The sequence below is a fragment of the Pseudomonas viridiflava genome (assembly GCF_001642795.1).
Lineage (GTDB): Bacteria > Pseudomonadota > Gammaproteobacteria > Pseudomonadales > Pseudomonadaceae > Aquipseudomonas > Aquipseudomonas viridiflava.
This window is the reverse complement of record NZ_LKEH01000048.1, coordinates 107785-127894: the sequence shown is the minus strand read 5'-3', so window position 1 is coordinate 127894 and position 20110 is coordinate 107785. Positions and strand designations below refer to the sequence as shown.

At 60.2% G+C, this 20110-nt stretch carries 19 protein-coding genes; 12 read left to right on the top strand and 7 right to left on the bottom strand.

What is annotated here, in order from left to right; all coding sequences use genetic code 11:
* Positions 1-146: 146 nt before the first annotated feature.
* On the top strand, positions 147-1121 hold the full coding sequence (locus tag AO065_RS25625; protein WP_004880140.1) for a serine/threonine protein kinase: 975 nt from the start codon (positions 147-149) through the stop codon (positions 1119-1121).
* Positions 1122-1404: 283 nt separating this feature from the next.
* Entirely contained in the window at positions 1405-2292 is an 888-nt protein-coding gene (gene rarD / locus AO065_RS25620; protein WP_004880142.1) for an EamA family transporter RarD, read from the top strand.
* Between the two features lie 213 nt (positions 2293-2505).
* On the opposite strand, the gene AO065_RS25615 is transcribed toward rarD, so the two are convergent.
* Complete coding sequence (locus AO065_RS25615; RefSeq protein ID WP_004880145.1) at positions 2506-3033, bottom strand: glycine cleavage system transcriptional repressor; 528 nt, start codon at positions 3031-3033, stop codon at positions 2506-2508.
* 311 nt (positions 3034-3344) lie between these two features.
* On the opposite strand from AO065_RS25615, the gene AO065_RS25610 reads away from it, so the two are divergent.
* Positions 3345-5522 (top strand): malate synthase G, encoded by a 2178-nt coding sequence (locus AO065_RS25610; RefSeq protein WP_004880148.1) that lies wholly within the window; start codon positions 3345-3347, stop codon positions 5520-5522.
* Positions 5523-5574: 52 nt separating this feature from the next.
* Here the strand turns inward: AO065_RS25610 and AO065_RS25605 are convergent, their stop codons facing one another.
* On the bottom strand, positions 5575-6018 hold the full coding sequence (locus tag AO065_RS25605; protein ID WP_004880150.1) for a response regulator: 444 nt from the start codon (positions 6016-6018) through the stop codon (positions 5575-5577).
* A 229-nt stretch (positions 6019-6247) separates the two neighbouring features.
* Here AO065_RS25605 and AO065_RS25600 point away from each other — a divergent pair, with 229 nt between their 5' ends.
* The 7 genes from AO065_RS25600 (at position 6248) to AO065_RS25570 (ending at position 12796) form a co-directional block, all read left to right on the top strand.
* Positions 6248-8182 carry a DUF294 nucleotidyltransferase-like domain-containing protein gene (locus tag AO065_RS25600; protein WP_004880152.1) on the top strand — a complete coding sequence of 645 codons (1935 nt, stop codon included), beginning with the start codon at positions 6248-6250 and terminating at the stop codon, positions 8180-8182.
* Between the two features lie 13 nt (positions 8183-8195).
* Positions 8196-8909, top strand: a complete 714-nt coding sequence (locus AO065_RS25595; protein WP_004880153.1) for a 3'-5' exonuclease — start codon at positions 8196-8198, stop codon at positions 8907-8909.
* Positions 8910-9145: 236 nt separating this feature from the next.
* Complete coding sequence (locus AO065_RS25590; RefSeq protein WP_004880154.1) at positions 9146-9664, top strand: RNA polymerase sigma factor; 519 nt, start codon at positions 9146-9148, stop codon at positions 9662-9664.
* Entirely contained in the window at positions 9661-10644 is a 984-nt protein-coding gene (locus AO065_RS25585) for a FecR domain-containing protein (protein WP_004880156.1), read from the top strand. Before AO065_RS25590 ends, AO065_RS25585 begins: the two co-directional genes overlap by 4 nt.
* Positions 10645-10743: 99 nt before the next feature.
* Complete coding sequence (locus AO065_RS25580; RefSeq protein WP_004880159.1) at positions 10744-11877, top strand: PepSY-associated TM helix domain-containing protein; 1134 nt, start codon at positions 10744-10746, stop codon at positions 11875-11877.
* Positions 11874-12053, top strand: a complete 180-nt coding sequence (locus tag AO065_RS25575; protein WP_004880162.1) for a hypothetical protein — start codon at positions 11874-11876, stop codon at positions 12051-12053. Before AO065_RS25580 ends, AO065_RS25575 begins: the two co-directional genes overlap by 4 nt.
* Before the next feature lie 113 nt (positions 12054-12166).
* Positions 12167-12796: a glutathione S-transferase family protein gene (locus tag AO065_RS25570; protein ID WP_004880164.1), complete on the top strand. Its 630-nt coding sequence runs from the start codon at positions 12167-12169 to the stop codon at positions 12794-12796.
* A gap of 116 nt (positions 12797-12912) precedes the next feature.
* On the opposite strand, the gene creD is transcribed toward AO065_RS25570, so the two are convergent.
* From creD to rloA2, 4 genes are all read right to left on the bottom strand, one after another.
* Positions 12913-14289 (bottom strand): cell envelope integrity protein CreD, encoded by a 1377-nt coding sequence (creD, locus tag AO065_RS25565; RefSeq protein ID WP_004880167.1) that lies wholly within the window; start codon positions 14287-14289, stop codon positions 12913-12915.
* A gap of 331 nt (positions 14290-14620) precedes the next feature.
* Positions 14621-16051 carry a two-component system sensor histidine kinase CreC gene (creC, locus tag AO065_RS25560; RefSeq protein WP_004880174.1) on the bottom strand — a complete coding sequence of 477 codons (1431 nt, stop codon included), beginning with the start codon at positions 16049-16051 and terminating at the stop codon, positions 14621-14623.
* On the bottom strand, positions 16051-16731 hold the full coding sequence (gene creB / locus AO065_RS25555) for a two-component system response regulator CreB (protein WP_004880175.1): 681 nt from the start codon (positions 16729-16731) through the stop codon (positions 16051-16053). Before creB ends, creC begins: the two co-directional genes overlap by 1 nt.
* 59 nt (positions 16732-16790) lie before the next feature.
* Positions 16791-17294 (bottom strand): retropepsin-like aspartic peptidase RloA2, encoded by a 504-nt coding sequence (rloA2, locus tag AO065_RS25550; RefSeq protein ID WP_004880177.1) that lies wholly within the window; start codon positions 17292-17294, stop codon positions 16791-16793.
* Between the two features lie 192 nt (positions 17295-17486).
* Between rloA2 and AO065_RS25545 the strand changes: the two genes are divergently transcribed.
* Complete coding sequence (locus AO065_RS25545; RefSeq protein ID WP_004880179.1) at positions 17487-18380, top strand: acyltransferase; 894 nt, start codon at positions 17487-17489, stop codon at positions 18378-18380.
* Positions 18381-18454: 74 nt separating this feature from the next.
* Positions 18455-19525 (top strand): RHS repeat-associated core domain-containing protein, encoded by a 1071-nt coding sequence (locus AO065_RS25540; RefSeq protein ID WP_004880181.1) that lies wholly within the window; start codon positions 18455-18457, stop codon positions 19523-19525.
* Here the strand turns inward: AO065_RS25540 and AO065_RS25535 are convergent.
* A complete protein-coding gene (locus AO065_RS25535; protein ID WP_004880182.1) occupies positions 19519-20085 on the bottom strand; it encodes a DUF2780 domain-containing protein in 567 nt (188 codons plus the stop codon). The genes AO065_RS25540 and AO065_RS25535 overlap by 7 nt on opposite strands.
* Positions 20086-20110 lie beyond the last annotated feature (25 nt).

Below are 20110 nucleotides of genomic sequence, written 5' to 3'. Positions count from 1 at the left end.
ATATGGCTGAACAGAGAACGGACGATGAACGTTTGGTGACAATCGAATGCTTGCGCAGATAAACCATCAGGGCTTTGGCGAACCGGGACCGGTCTGCGTTAACATCAGCGGTCCGACGCGGCAACCTGCTGCGCGCAGGAGTAGTCATGGCTCATCCGTTCGCAACACTTACTCCCGATCTCGTCCTCGATGCCGTCGAAAGCATCGGTTTTCTCAGTGATGCGCGCATCCTGGCGCTCAACAGTTATGAAAACCGGGTGTATCAGGTCGGTATCGAAGACGGCCAGCCGCTGATCGCCAAGTTCTACCGCCCGCAACGCTGGACCAACGAGGCGATTCTCGAAGAGCACAGCTTCACGCAGGAGCTGACCGCAGTCGAAGTACCCGTGGTCGCGCCCATGGTGCACAACGGTGAAACCCTGTTCGAACATGCGGGCTTTCGCTTCACCCTGTTCCCACGTCGTGGCGGGCGCGCGCCCGAGCCGGGCAATCTCGATCAGTTGTACCGCCTGGGCCAGTTGCTGGGCCGCATCCATGCCGTCGGTGCAACCAAGCCGTTCGCGCACCGTGAAGCGCTGGGCGTGAAGAATTTTGGCAATGACTCGGTCAACTACCTGCTGGAAAACGACTGCATCCCGCGCAGCCTGTTGCCCGCCTACGAGTCGGTGGCGCGCGATCTGCTCAAGCGGGTCGAGGACGTCTACGCCGCAACGCCGCACACCAACATTCGCATGCACGGCGACTGCCACCCCGGCAACATGATGTGCCGCGACGAAGTGTTCCACATCGTCGACCTGGACGACTGTCGCATGGGGCCTGCGGTGCAGGACGTCTGGATGATGCTGGCCGGTGATCGCCAGGAACGTCTCGGCCAATTGTCCGAGTTGATGGACGGCTACAACGAATTCCACGATTTCGACCCGCGCGAACTCGCCCTGATCGAGCCGTTGCGCGCCCTGCGCCTGATGCACTACAGCGCCTGGCTGGCGCGCCGCTGGGATGACCCGGCATTCCCGCACAGCTTCCCCTGGTTCGGCACCGAACGTTACTGGGGCGACCACATTCTGGCCCTGCGCGAGCAGATGTCGGCGTTGAACGAGGAGCCACTGAAGCTGTTTTGAACACTCAATAATCGTTCTCACTCCTGCACTCTTCGTTACGCACACGTCCTGAAGACACGCAAAACAGGGCTAAACGAAAGCGTCTGACTGAATGCAGGCCCCGTGGGAGGCGGCTTGCCGGCGATGGCGTCAGTTCAGTCATCGATATGTCGCTTCGGAAATCGCATCGCCGGCAAGCCGCCTCCCACAGTCCGTTGGCTGCAGCAAGACGTGTGTATAACCATGAGCACTGTGCGCGGGCACGATGAAACACTTATAAAAACCTGCTTTTAAGGGACGACCCATGCAAGCTGCAAATCCGCGTCGCGGATACATTCTCGGCCTGAGTGCTTACACCATCTGGGGTCTGTTCCCCATCTACTTCAAAGCCATCGCCGCCGTACCGGCCATCGAGATCATCATTCACCGAGTGCTCTGGTCGGCGCTGTTCGGCTCGATCGTGCTGATGTTCTGGAAACACCCCGGCTGGTGGCGCGAACTGCGAGACAACCCGAAACGCCTCGCGGTGCTGGCACTCAGCGGTTCGTTAATCGCAGCCAACTGGATTGTGTACGTGTGGGCGGTGAACAACGGGCGCATGGTCGAAGCCAGTCTTGGGTATTACATCAATCCGCTGGTCAACGTGCTGCTCGGCATGGTGCTGCTCGGCGAACGGCTCAGGCGTCTGCAATGGCTGGCAGTGGGTTTTGCAGCAGCCGGGGTGGCGCAGCAGGTCTGGCAGGTCGGCAATCTGCCGTGGGTCTCGCTGGTGTTGCCGCTGACATTCGGCTTCTACGGGCTGATCCGCAAGAAAGCCCCGGTCGCTGCCCTGCCCGGGCTGGTCGTGGAAACCTGGATGCTGGTGCCGCTGGCACTGATCTGGCTGGCGCTCAATCCGGGCGCACTGAGTGCGCAGGCCGAGTTCTGGACCACCTCCCAGGCCATCTGGCTGGCAGCCGCAGGCCCGGTCACGCTGATTCCGCTGGTGTGTTTCAACGCTGCTGCCCGACATCTGCCTTACACCACGCTGGGGTTTCTTCAGTACCTGGCACCAACGCTGGTCCTGCTGCTGGCCGTGTTGCTTTACGACGAGCATATGAACGCCAGCACCATCGTCACCTTCGCCTGCATCTGGGCGGGTCTTGCGATTTACAGCATCGACGCCTGGCTGAGTCTGCGCCGCCGAAGCTGATCAAAAAACATACAGAACCTTGCAAGCCACGTTCTACGTGGCCTGCAAGGGGTTCTCCAACGGTTATCCACAAGCAGACTCACGCTATTTGTGCACAAGCCGTTGAAACTGTAGAATTTTTGATCAGTTCTCGCAAAGCCGCGCTACACATGGCGTGCAACGCGATTCCCCCAGCTTATCCACAGGCAGGTGCAGGATAAGCGTGGATAAGCCTCAGCGTGGGTTGTCTTCTGAACGCAACACCAACTCCACCATCAAATCATCCGCCAGTGTTTCCAGCCGGGCCTGCAGGTCGTCCAGCGACAGGCTCAACGGCACGCCAAGCAACGCATCGGCATGAAACAGCAGTTCGCTGCTCATGGGCGCAGGCGATACATCGGTGATCAGCCGTTCGACGTTGACGCCCTGCTCCGCCAGCACACGGGTGATGTCGCGCACGATACCGGCGCGGTCGTTGCCGACCAGTTCCATGCTGATCGGTCGAGTCTGGCCGGTGGTCTCGACCACGCTTTCGGCGAGCAGCATGCGGATGCCATGAGTGGAGAGCCCATTCAGCGCGGCGATCAGGTCATCGTACTTTTCAGGTTCCACGCCCACTTTCAGAATGCCTGCGAACTGCCCGGCCATGCGGGACATGCGGCTCTCCAGCCAGTTGCCACCCTGCTCGGCGATGCATTGGGCAATACGCTCGACCAGTCCGGGCTTGTCAGGTGCAACCAGCGTTACGACGAGATGATCCACAGTCAATTCCTCTTGTTGTTCACAATGCAAGGGTTGGATGAGTATAGGCACGGTTGCGCAGCGGACCGCGAATGGCAAATCGTGTACCGTTCAACACGACATGTGGAACAATCCAGACGGCTTTTGAGCACAGCACGAAGAAAGCGTGACCGGATAAGACAAACCAGTCGTTCTATCGACATATTCGCCAGCGTTTTCACAAGGCTGCCGCTCATGTAGTATTTCGCAGCGCGCACTACATAACACCGAAACCAATAACAGAGCGCTCCTTGAGTGAGCTCGACCCTGCTGAGCAGAGTGAGGCAAGTGCAATGACTGAGTACGTTCAAGTCGGTGGCCTGCGGGTCGCCAAAGCCCTGTATGACTTCGTTCAGAACGAAGCCATTCCCGGAACCGGCCTCAGTGTCGATGCGTTCTGGGCCGGTGCGGACCCACTGATCCACGACCTCGCTCCGAAAAACCGCGCTCTTCTCGAAAAACGTGACGACTTGCAGGCCAGAATCGATGCCTGGCATCAGTCCCATGCCGGACAGGCCCACGACGCCTCGTCTTACAAGGCATTCCTTCAGGAAATCGGTTATTTGCTGCCAGAAGCGGCGGATTTCCAGATCACGACGCAAAACGTCGATGAAGAAATCGCCACCATGGCTGGCCCGCAACTGGTCGTGCCGGTGATGAACGCACGCTTTGCGCTCAACGCATCCAACGCCCGTTGGGGCTCGCTGTACGACGCGCTCTATGGCACCGATGCCATCAGCGAAGCGGGCGGAGCCGAGAAGGGCAAAGGCTACAACAAGGTGCGTGGCGACAAGGTCATTGCCTTCGCACGCGCCTTCCTTGATGAAGCCGCGCCGCTGTCAGCGGGCTCGCACGTTGAATCGACCGCCTACAGAATGATCGACGGCAAGCTGGTGGTCAGCCTCAAGGGCGGCAGCAACACCGGGCTCAGGAACGACTCACAACTGATCGGCTTCCAGGGCGATGCCTCGGCACCGATCGCCGTGCTGCTCGAACACAACGGCCTGCATTTCGAAATCCAGATCGACGCGTCCAGCTCCGTCGGACAGACCGATCCTGCAGGCGTGAAAGACATCCTGATGGAAGCCGCGCTGACCACCATCATGGACTGCGAAGACTCCATCGCTGCGGTCGATGCCGACGACAAGGTCATCGTGTATCGCAACTGGCTGGGCCTGATGAAAGGCGATCTGGCCGAGTCGGTGTCCAAGGGCGGCGAAACCTTCACCCGCACCATGAACCCGGACCGTGTCTACACCACGCCTGCTGGCGGCGAAGTGACGCTGCACGGACGCTCGCTGCTGTTCATCCGCAACGTCGGTCACCTGATGACCATCGATGCGATTCTGGACAAGCACGGCAACGAAGTGCCAGAAGGCATCCTCGACGGTCTGCTGACCAGCCTCGCGGCGATGCACAACCTCAACGGCAATACCACACGCAGCAACAGCCGTCGCGGCTCGATGTACATCGTCAAACCGAAAATGCACGGCCCGGAAGAAGCGGCGTTTACCAACGAGTTGTTCGGCCGTGTCGAACAGGTACTGGGCCTGCCACGCAACACACTGAAAGTCGGGATCATGGACGAGGAACGCCGCACCACGGTGAACCTCAAGGCCTGCATCCAGGCTGCCAGCGAGCGCGTGGTGTTCATCAACACCGGTTTCCTGGACCGCACGGGCGATGAAATTCACACCTCGATGGAAGCAGGTCCGGTGGTGCGCAAGGCGCAGATGAAGGCCGAAAAATGGATCGCGGCCTACGAGAACTCCAACGTCGATATCGGCCTGAAATGCGGCCTGCAAGGCAAGGCGCAAATCGGCAAGGGCATGTGGGCGATGCCTGACCTGATGGCTGCAATGCTGGAGCAGAAAATCGCTCACCCGCTGGCCGGTGCCAACACCGCGTGGGTGCCTTCGCCGACGGCTGCTGCCTTGCATGCGCTGCATTATCACAAGGTCGATGTGTTCGCCCGTCAGGCCGAACTGGCCCAGCGCGAGCCGGCGTCTGTGGACGACATTCTGACCATCCCGCTCGCACCGAATACCCACTGGACGCCTGAAGAAATCCAGAACGAACTGGACAACAACGCGCAGGGCATTCTGGGTTACGTGGTGCGCTGGATCGATCAGGGCGTAGGCTGCTCGAAGGTGCCGGATATCAACGACATCGGCCTGATGGAAGACCGCGCAACGCTGCGCATTTCCAGCCAGCACATGGCCAACTGGCTGCGCCATGGCGTGGTCACTGAAGCGCAGGTGCTGGAAAGCCTGAAACGCATGGCGCCGGTGGTGGATCGGCAGAACGCAGGCGATACGCTGTATCGTCCACTGGCTCCGGACTTCGACAGCAATATTGCCTTCCAGGCAGCGGTTGAACTGGTGATCGAAGGCACTCGCCAGCCGAACGGCTACACCGAGCCGGTGCTGCATCGTCGTCGTCGCGAGTTCAAGGCTAAAAACGCTCAGTAACGCCGCAGGTAAACCGCGCTCCAGGGCTCAGGCCCTGGCGGCGCACCTCATCTCACATCCCCAATTCCCGCCTGATCAGCTTGACCAGTTGCTTGGTATTGAGCGGCTTGAGCAGAAAATCCACAACGTTCAGGTGCATCGCATCGATGGCGTCACGCACATTGGCATCGCCTGAAACAATGATGATAGGCAATTCGGCGCGATCGGATTCGCGCACCTGACGTATCAGGTCCAGACCATCGGATGGCGCCATGCGCAGGTCAGTGATCAGCAGCCCAATGGACTCACGCGTCCTGATCAGCTCAAGCGCCCCGTCAACATCGGACGCTGTCATGCAGCTGATGTCGTTGAGGCTGAGAATTTCGGCCAGTAGCTCGCGCGCGTCGTTGTCGTCATCGACGATCAGCACGCGTTGTGGCGCATCGCGGTCAGGCTCCAGCATGACCTCAGTGAGGGCTCTGCGCTCTTCGTCGCTCAATATGTCGTGGTCAATCATCGCAATCTCATCATTCCCTGAACCTATCCGACAGCAGATAAAGTAGACCTGCACTGTATTTCGTCGGCTTCCCGGCCAATGATCGTTCGCGCTCCAGTGCGTTCGTTCACCACTCTCTGGCAACAGCGTGACCCATAACGTTCAGCAAAGGCGTAAGACTTACGTCCAATGGGCACTGTGCTGCAAGCGGCCGACCATGAGCGTCAATAACAAGAACGCGGAACAGCTCATGAGTAAAGCAGACGCTTTCACCCAGGCAGGCAAGACAGCGGTGCTGCAGAACATTCACGGCACCATGCAGTTCCTGCAACGATTCCCGCCTTTCAACCAGATGGAAAACGCCCATCTGGCCTACCTCGTCGAGCAATGTCAGCTCAGGTTTTACGCTGCCGATGAGAGCATCATCAAGCCTGGCGATGGGCCAGTAGAGCACTTTTATATCGTCAAACAGGGCCGAGTGGTAGGCGAACGTCCGCATTCTGCCAAAGGCGGTACCGAAACCACCTTTGAGATCACTACCGGCGAATGCTTTCCACTGGCGGCATTGCTGGGCGAACGGGCCACGCGCACCGAGCATCTGGCGGCCGAAGACACGTTTTGCCTGCAACTGAACAAGCAGGCCTTCATCAAGCTGTTCGCACTGTCCACGACCTTTCGCGACTTCGCCTTGCGCGGCGTCAGCAGTTTGCTGGATCAGGTCAATCAGCAGGTTCAGCAACGTGCCGCTGAAACCCTGGGGACGCAGTACTCCCTGAACACTCGCCTTGGCGAACTGGCCATGCGACATCCCGTCATGTGCGGCCCCGACATGCCGATGCGTGAAGCCGTGAAGCTGATGCATGAACAGCAAGTGGGCAGCATCGTGATCGTTGATGAACGTCAGGCGCCGCTGGGCATTTTCACCCTGCGTGATCTGCGCGAAGCAGTCGCCGATGTCTCTACCGACTTCGGTGCCGAAATCCGCCACAGCATGAGCCAGTCACCCTTTCACCTCAGCCCCGACGCAAGCGCATTCGATGCAGCCATCGCGATGACAGGGCGGCACATTGCCCATGTGTGTCTGGTCAAGGATGGACGCCTGTGCGGCGTTGTTTCCGAGCGGGATCTGTTCTCCCTGCAACGGGTCGACCTGGTGCATCTGGCGCGCACCATCCGCAATGCGCCACGCATCGAAGCGCTGACCGGACTGCGCGGCGATATCATCCAACTGGTCGACCGCATGCTGGCCCACGGGGCGTCTTCGACCCAGATCACGCAGATCATCACGCTGCTCAACGACCACACCGTCTGCCGGGTCATCGAGCTGACGCTCGAAGAAAAGGGTGATCCCGGCGTGCCGTTCAGCTGGCTGTGCTTCGGCAGCGAAGGCCGACGCGAGCAGACGCTGCACACCGACCAGGACAACGGCATTCTGTTCGAGGCCGCCGACGCCGCAGAAGCCACTCGCATTCGCGCCCTGCTGCTGCCGATTGCCGAGCGGATCAACCAGAGTCTGGCGCAGTGCGGCTTCACGCTGTGCAAAGGCAACATCATGGCCAGCAACCCTGAATTGTGTCTGTCGCGCGCCGAATGGTCCCGACGGTTCGCGTCGTTCATTCGGGAAGCCACACCCGAGAATCTGCTGGCCTCGAGCATCTACTTCGACCTGCGTGTGGTCTGGGGCGATGAAAGCGGCTGCGAGCAACTGCGTCGCGGCATTCTCGAACAGGTCGCGGACAACAAACTGTTCCAGCGCATGATGGCTGAAAACGCACTGCGCCAACGTCCGCCCGTGGGCCGTTTCAAGGACTTCGTGCTGGCCCGCAAGGGCAGCGAAAAAGACACGCTGGACCTGAAAACCGAAGGCCTGACGCCGTTCGTGGATGGCGCGCGACTCTTGGCGCTGGCCAACGGCATCGGGGCCAACAATACCCTGGAGCGCCTGCGGCAACTGGTCGAGCGTGAGGCCATCGACCCGCTGGACGGTGCGGCCTATGAAGAGGCATATCACTTCATCCAGCAGACGCGCATGCAGCAGCACCAATTGCAGAGCCGTCAGAACCTGGCGTACTCCAACCGCATCGACCCGGACACCCTGAACCATCTGGACAGGCGCATCCTGCGTGAATCGTTTCGTCAGGCGCAGCGTCTGCAAACCAGCCTGACAATGCGCTATCAACTGTGAATATCGACGTCCTATGAATCTGTTCGACTGGCTGAAGCCTCGCCCCAGGACCGCACCGCTGGACAACCAAGAGGTGCAGCGGCTCAACGCACTGCCAAGCTGCGCGAAGCTGAGCGACAAGCCATTGCGCCAGCAGCGCTGGGTGGTGCTGGATCTGGAAACCAGCGGCCTTAACATGAACCGCGACCAGGTGCTGTCCATCGGCGCGGTGGTGATCGAGGACGGTGCCATCGATCTGGGTCAGCAATTCGAGCGCACGCTGTTGCGCGTCGATCACAAGGTCAGCCCGGCGGTGTTGATTCACGGCCTGGCACCCAGTGCGATTGCAGCGGGCAGTGAGCCGGTCGAGGCGCTGCTGGATTTCATGGAGTTTCTGGGCGACAGCCCGGTGCTGGGGTTTCATGCGCCGTTCGACCAGCACATGCTGTCGCGTGCCTTGAAAGACAGCCTGAATTACCGCCTGCAGCATCCTTTCTTCGACGTTGCGGAAATCGCCCCGATGCTCTGCGAGCAGGCCAACCTGCGCCACGCCGGACTGGACGACTGGACCCGCTTCTTCGGTCTGCACGCCGAAGAGCGCCACAACGCCAGCGCCGATGCACTGGTCACCGCCGAACTGGCTCTGATCCTCTTCAGCCACGCCCGCCGTCAACAGATCGACAGCCCGGTTCGTCTGGAGGAATGCCTGGGCCAGTGGCGCAGGCGCAAGCAGTCGCATTCGTTTTGATCATGTGATGCGGCGTCATTGGGACGCAGAGCGTCCCGGGCTGCATTCCCACGAGCGTAGGAACGATCATCAGCGGATGCGGAACGTCCTGGACGGCGTTACCTGGCAGGAGCGTAGAAACGGTCAGGCAGCCGAATGTGCCGCTCAGCCGACAGACGCCAATTGCCACTACCCACGCGCCCTGTCACAATCGCGAATGATTCTCTTTAGTTAGATTCTTCTCATCGAGGCCGTTCGTGTCGTCAGTCCCAAGTCCTCATAGCCAGATCGTTGGAGCGTTGTATCGCGATCACCGTAGCTGGCTGCTGGGTTGGCTTCGGCGCAACGTTGCCTGCCCGCAGCGTGCGCAGGATCTGAGCCAGGACACGTTCGTGCGCTTGCTGGGGCGTGATGAACTGGAGGCACCCAGAGAGCCGCGGGCGTTTCTGGCGACGGTTGCGAAGGGCCTGATGTTCGATCATTTCCGTCGTGCTGCGCTGGAACAAGCGTATCTGTGCGAACTGATGCAAGTCCCGGAAGCCGAACAACCCTCTCCCGAAGAGCAATTACTGATTCTGGAAGACCTGAAAACGATCGATCGCCTGCTGGCCACCTTGTCGAGCAAGGCGCGTGCGGCCTTTTTGTATAGCCGTCTGGATGGCATGAGCCATGGCGAAATTGCCGAAAGGCTGGGCGTCTCGGTGTCGCGGGTCAGGCAGTATCTGGCCCAGGCCATGCGTCAGTGCTATGTGGCGCTGTATGGCACGCCGACATGAATGCCAGTCCGGTATCGGCGCGCGTGCTGGATGCAGCCATCGAGTGGCAACTGAATCTGGATTCGACCAGCGGCAACGATGCCGAGCGGGCCGAGTTCGCCCGCTGGCTGGCGGCCGATGAAGAACACGCCCGTGCCTGGAGCCAGTTGGGCATGCTCAACCAGCGTTTTTCCGTGCCGTCAGGTCCGGCGCGCAAGGCCTTGCAACAATCGCCCGGCACCCTGCGGCGCAGTCTGCGCAAGCTCGGTGGCGGTCTGGCCGGGGTGTTCCTGGCCTGCGGTCTGGCGCTGTTCACCGCTGACCGTTACCTCGTGCTGGACTACTGGCTCGCCGATCAGCGCACAGCGACCGGCGAACAGCGCGATGTGCGTCTGGCCGACAACACCGTCATTCGCCTCAACACCCACAGCGCAATTGATGTGCGCTTCGATGCGAATCAGCGTCGAGTGATCCTGCAGGACGGCGAGATACTGGTGCAGACCGGCGATCATGACGATCCCCGGCCCTTCATCGTGGAAACCCCGGACGGCAATATGCGCGCGCTCGGCACGCGTTTTCTGGTCAGGCGCGATGCCGACGGCACGCTGCTCAGCGTGCTGCAATCGGCTGTCGCCGCCAACGCGCGTGATCTTCCTCAGGAGCAGATTCTGCGCGAAGGCCAGCAGATCCGCCTGACCCGTGACGGCCTGGGTCCACTGCTCGCCCTGCCGATGGGGGCGGACGCCTGGACCCGCGGCATGCTGGTGGTGGACAACGCCCGCCTGCAGGACATGCTGGGGGAGTTGGGTCGTTATCGAGCGGGGCATCTGGGCGTCGACCCGCAGGTGGCCGACCTGCGCATCACCGGCAGTTTTCCGCTGACCGATACCGACCTGGCGCTCAAGGCGTTGTTGCCCGCGTTGCCGGTGCGGATCGAAGAACATACGCCCTGGTGGGTCACGGTCCTGCCAAGGAATGACACCGCTGCGGCAAAACTCTGAAACACAGCGGCGAGTCTCGACCGTGCCCTGTGCTGACACTTTTCAGGTTTCATGCGGCTCAGCCTTAACGAGCCCTGCCCTTTCGCCTGTGGATACCCCATGAAAAGCCAAACCGTGCGTCGCTGGTCTGTCGTCCATACCTGGAGCAGCCTGATCTGCACACTGTTCCTGTTGATGCTGGCCATTACCGGTCTGCCGCTGATCTTTCACCACGAGATCGATCACCTGCTGGGCGATGCGCCGCATTACAGGGAAATGCCCGCTGACACGCCTCACCTGAACCTGGAGCAATTGGCGAAGGCCGCCGAAGCGCATCGTCCCGGTGAGGTGATGCAGTATTTCGGCTGGGATGACGAAGACCCCAATGGCGTGATGGCGATCACGGCAGCAACGGCCGGAACCGAGCCCAACTCGTCCCACACCTTTGCGCTGGATGCGCGCACTGGCGAAGCGCTGGAAATGCCGTCGGCCAACGGCGGCTTCATGATGGTCATGCTGCGCCTGCACGTGGACATGTACGCGGAACTGCCGGGCAAGCTGCTGCTGGCCTTCATGGGATTGCTGTTCGTGGTGGCGATTGTGTCCGGGACGGTGCTGTATTCGCCGTTCATGCGCAAGCTGGAGTTCGGCACGGTCCGGGCGAGCAAGTCCACCCGGACCCGCTGGCTCGACCTGCATAACCTGATTGGCGTCGTGACCCTCACCTGGGCGCTGGTGGTGGGCGTCACGGGCGTGATCAGTGCCTGTGCCGACCTGTTGATTGCTTCGTGGCGCAATGACGCGCTGGCAACCATGATCGCGCCCTATCGCGACGCACCGCCGCTGACGCAACGCGCCCCGGCCACACGCCTGCTGGAAATCGCCGAATCTGCCGCGCCCGGCATGCAAGCCGATTTCATCGCCTTCCCCGGCACGCGCTTCTCCAGCGAGCATCACTACGCGGTCTTTCTCAAGGGCAACACACACCTGACCGCGCACCTGGCAACACCTGTGCTGATCGATGCCCAGACCCTGCAAGTCACCGCCGTGGTCGAACGACCCTGGTACATGGACGCACTGGGCATGTCGCAGCCGCTGCACTTCGGTGACTACGGCGGCATGCCGATGAAGATCCTCTGGGCCGCTCTGGATGTGTTGACCATCATCGTCCTCGGCAGCGGCGTTTACCTGTGGTGGGTCAGACGCCGCGCCGCCCGAACAGCGAGCGCAACTCAGATCCCGGTGACGCAATGAGTGGCAAGCCGTCCCGGTTCTGGAAAACCTTCGCCAAACCCGCATGGATCGCACTGCTGACAGGCGCAGGTCTGTTTGCGGCGCTGCTGGGCGATGGCTGGTGGGACACACTGGCGTGGGCAGGCATGGGGATAGCTGCGGGGTTGAGTATCCGGGGATTGCTGGTGCGACACTGAGAGAGCGGACGCGGACTTGAAATCGAGCTCGCTCAAGGCCAATCCAATCAACCCGATTGCAGTCCCACCACTCGCTGACTAGTCTATGGACCTGTCTCAGTCGAGGAACACCCATGTCTGCCCCCCAGATGACGTTGTATTTCAACGCGGCCTCTCCCTTCGCCCGCAAAGTGGTGGTGATGCTTCATGAAACCGGTCAGGTTGACCGCGTGCACTTGCATCCCACGGTGCTGACACCCGTCAATCCGTCTGACGAGCTCAACGGCGACAACCCGGCAGGCAAGCTTCCGGCGCTGCGCCTGGCCGACGGCAATGTGATCCACGACAGCCGCGTCATCCTCGATTATCTGGACCATCAACATGTCGGCAATCCGCTGATCCCGCGCGACGGCTCGGCACGCTGGAGACGACTGACCCTCGCCTCGCTGGCCGATGCCATACTCGATGCCGCCGTCCTGATCCGCTATGAAACCGCCCTGCGCCCTGCCGAGAAGCACTGGGATCTGTGGCTGGAGAATCAGCAGGCGAAGATCGAACGCACGCTCACCTACCTTGAGCAGGACGCCATCACCGAACTCAGCTCGTCATTCGATGTGGCGTCCATCAGCGTCGCGGCGGCTCTGGGGTATCTGGACTTTCGCCAGCCTGACCTGCGCTGGCGCGGCGCCTATCCTCGTCTGGCCAACTGGTACCTGGAAGTCAGCCAGCGACCTTCGATGCTGGCGACTCAGCCACCGGTCTGAGGCTGCGTGATCGATTGCCGGGGCATGCACGGGATCGTGGCGGCTCCGGTAACTGACCGATGATCATGCAGATCAGACAGCGCGCCCTGGCCTGATCCTCGCGCAAACCCAGCCACTTACTCATGACGGGCCTCCAGAGCCGCATCGAGCGGCTGGGTCGGACGACTGATCGCAATGCCGTACCAGTCCAGCTTGCGGGTCAGGACCATGAACACACTCAACAGGCCGAACAGCAGCAAGGCGCCCATCAGCAACGCGTAGTCCTCGGCACTCAGCAGTCCGTACAGCAACCCATACAACGCGCTCAGGCCCGCCGCAAAACCCGCCCCGTGAAGCACGCTGCGCAGCACGTGACTGACATAGAACCCGATCAGACACACACAGGCGCTCGCCGACAGCACGTAGGCCATGGCAAAACCCAGATGCTCGGACAGCGACAGCAGCATCAGGTAGAACAACGCCAGCGCCGCGCCCACCAGTGCGTATTGAACCGGGTGTACGGCCATGCTTTTCAGCACTTCGAACAGAAAGAACCCGGCAAACGTCAGTGCGATGAACAGCAGCGCGTATTTGATAGCCCGATCACTCTTGAGGTACTGATCCACCGGATCGACAAAACTCACACCGAAACTGCGACTTTTAAAGTCTTCGCATGTCTGCGCTGTCAGGCAGCGGCTGAGTGCGTCTTCCAGATTGGTAGAAAAGAACGAGGCCTGCCATGCGGCACTGAAGCCCTTATCGGTGATCTCGCGCTGGGTCGGCAGGTAATTGCCGATGAAACTCGGGTGCGGCCAGTCCGCATTCAACTGCACGCGACTGGACTTGCCCACTGGCGCGACCTCGAACTGACCCGTGCCCTGCAGGCGCAGATCGAATGCGAAATCCAGCGTGACCTGCTCGCGCCCTTCCAGCATCGGCAGGTTGGCGCTCACCCCTTCGCCAAGCCACTCGACCCGCGATCCCGGCAGCAGGTCCAGCGTCTGCCCGTTCATCTGCAGTTTCGGCGAGCTTTCGATACCCCGAACATCACTGATGCCCAGCGCCAGATAAGGCTTCTCGAAGGTGTAGTCGGCAAAATCACCCGTCACACCCAATTGCTCGGGCAATACGAACTGACCGCTGATGTGGTTATCGGCATGGTAAAGCCGCGCCTCGTAAATGCCCCGCGAGCGCAGCTCGGTCTGCACTTTGCCATCCAGCTCGAAACGCTCCGGCAGGAAGTACAGAAAGCCACGCTGGGAAGCGGTTTCAAGGTAACGCTCCTGGGTCTGGGCGTTGGTCTTCCAGAGGCGGATGTTCTTGCGATACGGCACGACCAGCAGCGGGCCGGTCAGGCGTTGACTGAAGCTTGAGCTGCGCGCGATATCGTCCAGCACCCCGTCGCGCTGCAACTGCCGATCCGTGATCAGGCTGCCGATCATCAACAATGGAATCAGCAGCAGAATGATCAGAAACGCGATGGTGCCCAGTTTTACAGCCAGATTTCGGTTCATGGGGCTCTCCCTATTTTTCGATGGAGAGAGTCTGAAATGGGCATATGGAGGCAGGATGGGCGTTGTGTGGAGATTGTGTGGTGACGCTTAAACCTGAGCTGGTCTCGCAGCAAACACCGGACTGTGGGAGGCGGCTTGCCGGCGATCTGCCCGGAACCGGCAGCAGCACTGACACACGCGGTGTGTCAGATACAACCTGGGGCCGCTGCGCAGCCCATCGCTGCCGTCGTAACCTCCGATAGCTCCCACGCCCTCCGGGCAGAAGCAGACTTACGTGCATTTCAATAAATTACAGAGTGTTTGATAAGAGGCGCAGGTTTATTAGTGGGTTCTACTGGATACCACACGGCAGCAACAACCTCACCTCGACCCCGCCCACGACATTCCCGATGTGCATTTCTCCGGCGTGTAACTGCACCACTTCTTCCACGAAATTCAGCCCGAGCCCGGTGCTCTTTCGGCCGCTGTCAGGACGCGGCAGGGAGTAGAAACGCTCGCTCAGGCGTGGCAAGGCGTAGTCGGGAATCGGGGCGGCGTCGTTGTAGAGCGTGAAGCGGATCCGCTCACCCTCAGGCTTGGCCGTCAGACAAAGCCTGCCATCGACGGGAGTGAAGTCCAGTGCGTTATCGATCAGGTTCGCGAGCGCCTGACTCAGCAGAAAGCGCTCGCCCAGCAGTTGCAGACCGGGATCAATATGGATGTCGATGCGTAATGCCTGCCGCTCGATGCGGGTACTTCTGGCGGCCAGCAGTTTATCGATCAGCTCCGCCAGCGCAACGGGAACCCGTTCTTCCAGGCCCTGGCGTTGCTCGACCATTGCCAGGTTAAGCAAACGCTCGATAAGCTGCTGCAATCGCGCACTTTCGCCTTCGATGTTGCTGGCAAAACGTTGTCGCTGTTCGTGGGGCATCTCATCCTGCAACAGCTCGGCAGCTCCGCGAATCGCTGCCAGCGGGCTTTTCAATTCGTGGGTCAGCGTATGCACGTAGCGCTCAACGTAGGCTTTGCCTTCCAGTTGGGTGCGCATATGTTCGACCGCGGCAGACAGTTGCTCAAGCTCGCCTCCACGGTAATGCGGAAGCTTGGCGCGGCGTCCTTCGCTGACGGCCTGGGCGTAGCCGGTCAGACGTCGCAAGGCCGAACCCAGCCACCACGAGAACAACCCGCCCAGCAACAGGCCCAATACCATCAGGCCACCGCCATACCAGAGCAATCGGCGCTCGGCACGATCGACATAGGGTTGCAACGAGCTGTTGGGTTTGGCGACAGTGACCACGCCAATGATCCTGCCGTTGTCACGAATCGGCGCACCGACATGCATGACGGACGAATTCGGATCGTCGGGGTCGCTGCGGGTCGAACGCGCGCCGTACTCGCCGCGCAGGGTCAGGTAGACGTCGTTCCAGCGTGAATAGTCCTGACCCACCGCCTGCCCGCTGGAATCAAGCAGGACGATACCGTTGGCATCGGTCACGTAGATGCGGTTGTTGACCTGATTCTTGGGCAAGCCCCAGATGGTCGCGCCGGGCTGTCTCAGGCCGTAAGCCTGTAGCGCGTCCGGCAGGCGGCTTTGATCAAGGGTGCCGTCCCTTACATCGTCATGAAGAATTTCGGCCAGCAGATTCGCCGTGTCGACCAGGGTTTCTTCGGTGGACTGACGCACGCCGGGGCGCACTTCCTTCATCACCGTGCTGAGCACGAAGTAACCCGTCAACGCGATGAACACCGCATAGACCAGAAAGATCCGGATGCTCAACGGCATCAGCTGTGGCCCGGGCTGAAACTGTAGCCCAGTCCGCGATGGGTCTGGATCGGCTCGGCATCGGCCGCCACGACACGCAGCTTGGCACGCACGCTCTTGATATGGCTGTCGATGCTTCGCTCATAACCGGCATCTGCCGCTACGCCCATCGCATCGAGCAACTGCTCGCGACTGAAAACCCGCTCGGGCTGAGCCAGCAGGCATTGCAGCAGCCGGAATTCGTGACGGGTCAGGCTCAAGGGCTGAGCGCGGTAGCTGATCTGGAAACGCTCAAGATCGACCTTGAACGGCTGGTTCTCCGAGACAGGTGCAGTACGCGGCTGCATACGCTTGAGAATCGCCCGGACTCGCGCCGCCACTTCTCGCGGGCTGAACGGTTTGACGACGTAGTCATCAGCCCCGATCTCGAGCCCCACGACCCGGTCGATTTCGCCATCACGCGCACTCAGGAACATGACAGGCACTTCGCTGAAGCGCCGCAGTTGCTTGCACGTCTCGAAACCGGTGATGTCCGGCAGACCGATGTCCAGAATGATCAGGTCGGCAGGCGATGCGCGCTGATGGTTGACGGCATCCTGCCCCAGGCTGAGCCATGACGTAGTGAAACCCTCGCTTTGCAGCGCATAGACCAGCGTATCGGCAATTGCGGCTTCGTCTTCGACAATCAGTATGTGAGGCATGGCATCCGAGCGCTGGGAGAGAGGGCGAAACGTTGCGCGATTTCAGCCCTCTGCGTCAATCAGCAATCGGGTTTGTCAGCGGTATAACGGCGTGCCGGATTGACGGCTGCGTCAAACTCGCGAAGCGCCTTGGCACCGATCAGCAGCGGATAGTTGAAGTGGCTGCGATCCACCAGATTGACCTCGACGGTACGCTTCTTGTTGCCCAGGCACAGTTCCATGTCCACGACCGGACGCTTGGTCGGATCGATCACTTCATCGTCTTCGTCATCGCCTTCGGAACGGCCCTTGATCTTGCTGATCCGCGAGACCTTGTGCTCATAGACCTTGCTGTCGGCGTCCTTGGTGGCGAGGCGGAAACGCACCCAGTCGTCGCCATCGCGCTTGAACAGCTCGATGTCCCTGGCCGACAGAGAAGCGGTCAGCGCACCGGTGTCCATCTTGGCCTTGAAGGTCTGGCCGACATCCACCACCTTGATGTTCTCGTAACGACCATACAGCGTCGGTTCGGCTGCCATGACAGGCAGAGCGAGCAGGGACAACAGCGCCAGAATCGGTTTCACGTGCAAGATTCCTCTCAATGGACAACGCCTGATTGGCGCCCGGTTTTAGACAGCGAACCCGCCGTTGGTTCGGCAGTTCGGCGTCTGGTGAACATAATCACCCGCACATGAAACATTTGTAAGTACCTGTGTAATTGGCGTAGAGCGCGAGGGTCTTTATCATTGCCAGCCCTGAACGTTCAAGAGTCCTTTATGCGCCGTGTACTCACCGGCTGTTTCGTCGCCCTGCTTCTGCTGATCAATACACTCGTACTGATCGGCCCGCTACTGGTCTTCGCCCTGCTCAAGCTGCTGTTCCGAGGCAGGATGCGCGACCGCTGCTCCCATGCCGTGATGTGGATTGCCGAAACCTGGGCCGAGATCGACAAACTCATCTTCGCAGCGTGCGTCCCGACACAGTGGGATATCCGTGGCGACGAAGGCCTGCGCGCTGACACCTCGTATCTGGTGATCAGCAACCATCAGTCCTGGGTCGATATCCCTGCGTTGATTCAGGCACTCAACCGGCGCACGCCGTTCTTCAAGTTTTTCCTGAAAAAGGAACTGATCTGGGTGCCGTTGCTGGGTCTGGCCTGGTGGGGGCTGGATTACCCGTTCATGAAGCGCTACACCAAGGCGTTTCTGGCAAAGAACCCCGAACTCAAGGGCAAGGACCTGGAAATCACCAAGGCTGCCTGTGAACTGTTCAAGCGCCAGCCCGTGACCATCGTCAATTATCTGGAGGGCACACGTTTCACCCCTGCCAAGCATGCGACACAGACCTCGCCCTACACCAGCCTGCTCAAGCCGAAGGCAGGCGGAGTGGCGTTCGTGCTGGCGGCTATGGGTGAACAACTGGATGCGATTCTGGACGTGACGGTCGTGTACCCCGGCTCCGGCATTCCAGGCTTCTGGGACATGCTTTGTGGGCGCGTGCCGAAAGTGATCGTGGACATCAGAACGCGCCCCATGGACCCCGCGCTTTGGCAGGGCGACTACGAGAACGATCCTGTGTTTCGCGAGAAAATCCAGGGTTGGGTCAACCAGCTGTGGATAGAGAAGGATGCACGGATTGCGGCGTTGAGGCTGGAGGCCGCGCAGCGCTGACTAGCAGTTTCGACAGGTAGACGGCTCGCCGCGGCTGAACGAAGCTGAGTCAGACATGGAAAAAGGACTTTCTCATGCTGCCGACTACTCGCACCACGGCGTCAGGCCTTTACGCCTATGACGCAATGGATCGCCTTGCTGCTTGCATGCCTGTTGATCAGGAGAGCATCAGGCGGTTTTATCAGAATGACGTTCTGGTCAGCGAGCTGAGGGGCCTGGTGGGACTTACCTTCCTCCGGTCCGAACATCGACTGCTGGCCGCGACAGAGAAGGATATGCGCGAGCATCGCGTTCATCTGCTGGGCACGGACCAGTCAAACTCGGTGCTTCACAGTGTCAGCCTTCGGCAGCGCGAGGCCTTCGCCTATTCTCCCTACGGAACCTCTACACCAAAGAACCCGCCTTACCTGCCGGGTTACACAGGCCAGGCACCCGACCCGATCACAGGTCATTATCAACTGGGCAATGGTGCACGTGCCTTCAATCCGATACTGATGCGCTTCAACAGCCCCGATACCCTAAGCCCTTTCGGTGATGGCGGTCTCAGCGCCTATGCCTACTGCAAGGGCGACCCCGTCAACTACACAGACCCAACGGGGCACTATTCGATACCGGGCATGACAGGCATGGCCACTGTGCGACTGAAAACGGTCATCAGTCCCCGAGCAAGAAGACCCAGCATGATCGCCGAGGAGGGCTTCGCTCGAACCGTAGCCAGAGCCCTGAGCCGGAATACAACCTCGCCAGAGCCAATGCCGGAAACCAGAAAGTACCTCCACAACAGGCTCAAAAACTTAGACAAGGAGGCGCCTTTCGTCCAGAAACTTGCCTCAGTCAATCTTAACTTAGCCAGTCACGGCGACACCGACCTCAGCTTGCCCCATGCAAAATATTACGCGGACCTGGCCGTACAGGTGCATGCAGGCCAGTTGAGCAATACGGCCGCACACGTCGAAGCGGCCTTGAAATGGGCCAGCATGGTACGCGCACGAGGGGGAAGCACAACGCCTTTGATCGGCCTGGCATTCAACCTGCTTGGAGCATTGACCTCTGGCACCGCAGATCAGAAGCCGTACATAACCGGCGAGGCGTTGTTGAGTCAGAAGAATCAGTCAGTAAGACAAGTTGATAGTGCCCATCAGTGACCCGCGCCCCATACGCCACTCAGACTCTGCAACGCAGAGCCGCCCGCACCCTGTTGACCCAGGTATTGCAGAATCACCGGGACAAACTGGCTGACCATGCTGCTGTCCATGCCCAATGCCTTGAACGCGTTGTTCACGTCGCCCATGCTCTGCACGTTGCCCAAGGCACTGTTGAGCATTGAATTGTCGCCTGCCTTGCTGCCTCCCAACAGCTTGCCAAGGCCGTTTGCACCGCCCAGGCTGTCGAGCGCCGAAGTACCGGACAGTTGCTCCAGACCGGGAACCGATTTAGCCAGTTGCGAGTAATCATTACCGGCCAGTTTGTTTTTGGCCAACCCCAGCAATGCGCCTGTCCCTCCTACCGCTTGTTCCGGGGTCACGTTGAGCTGAGAACCCAGCGCATTGAGCAGGCCAGCGGCTTCAGGCGCAGCGGTCGCTTTCTGATTACCGCCTGTTGCATTGGAAACCGCATTCGCTGCGTCATTCAGGTTGAAGGCAAACACCGGGCTTGCTGCCAGGCCCATCAACGTTGCCAGTGCCATCATGCGTGCAGTCTTCATTCGGTCAACCTCATCAAAACCTGAA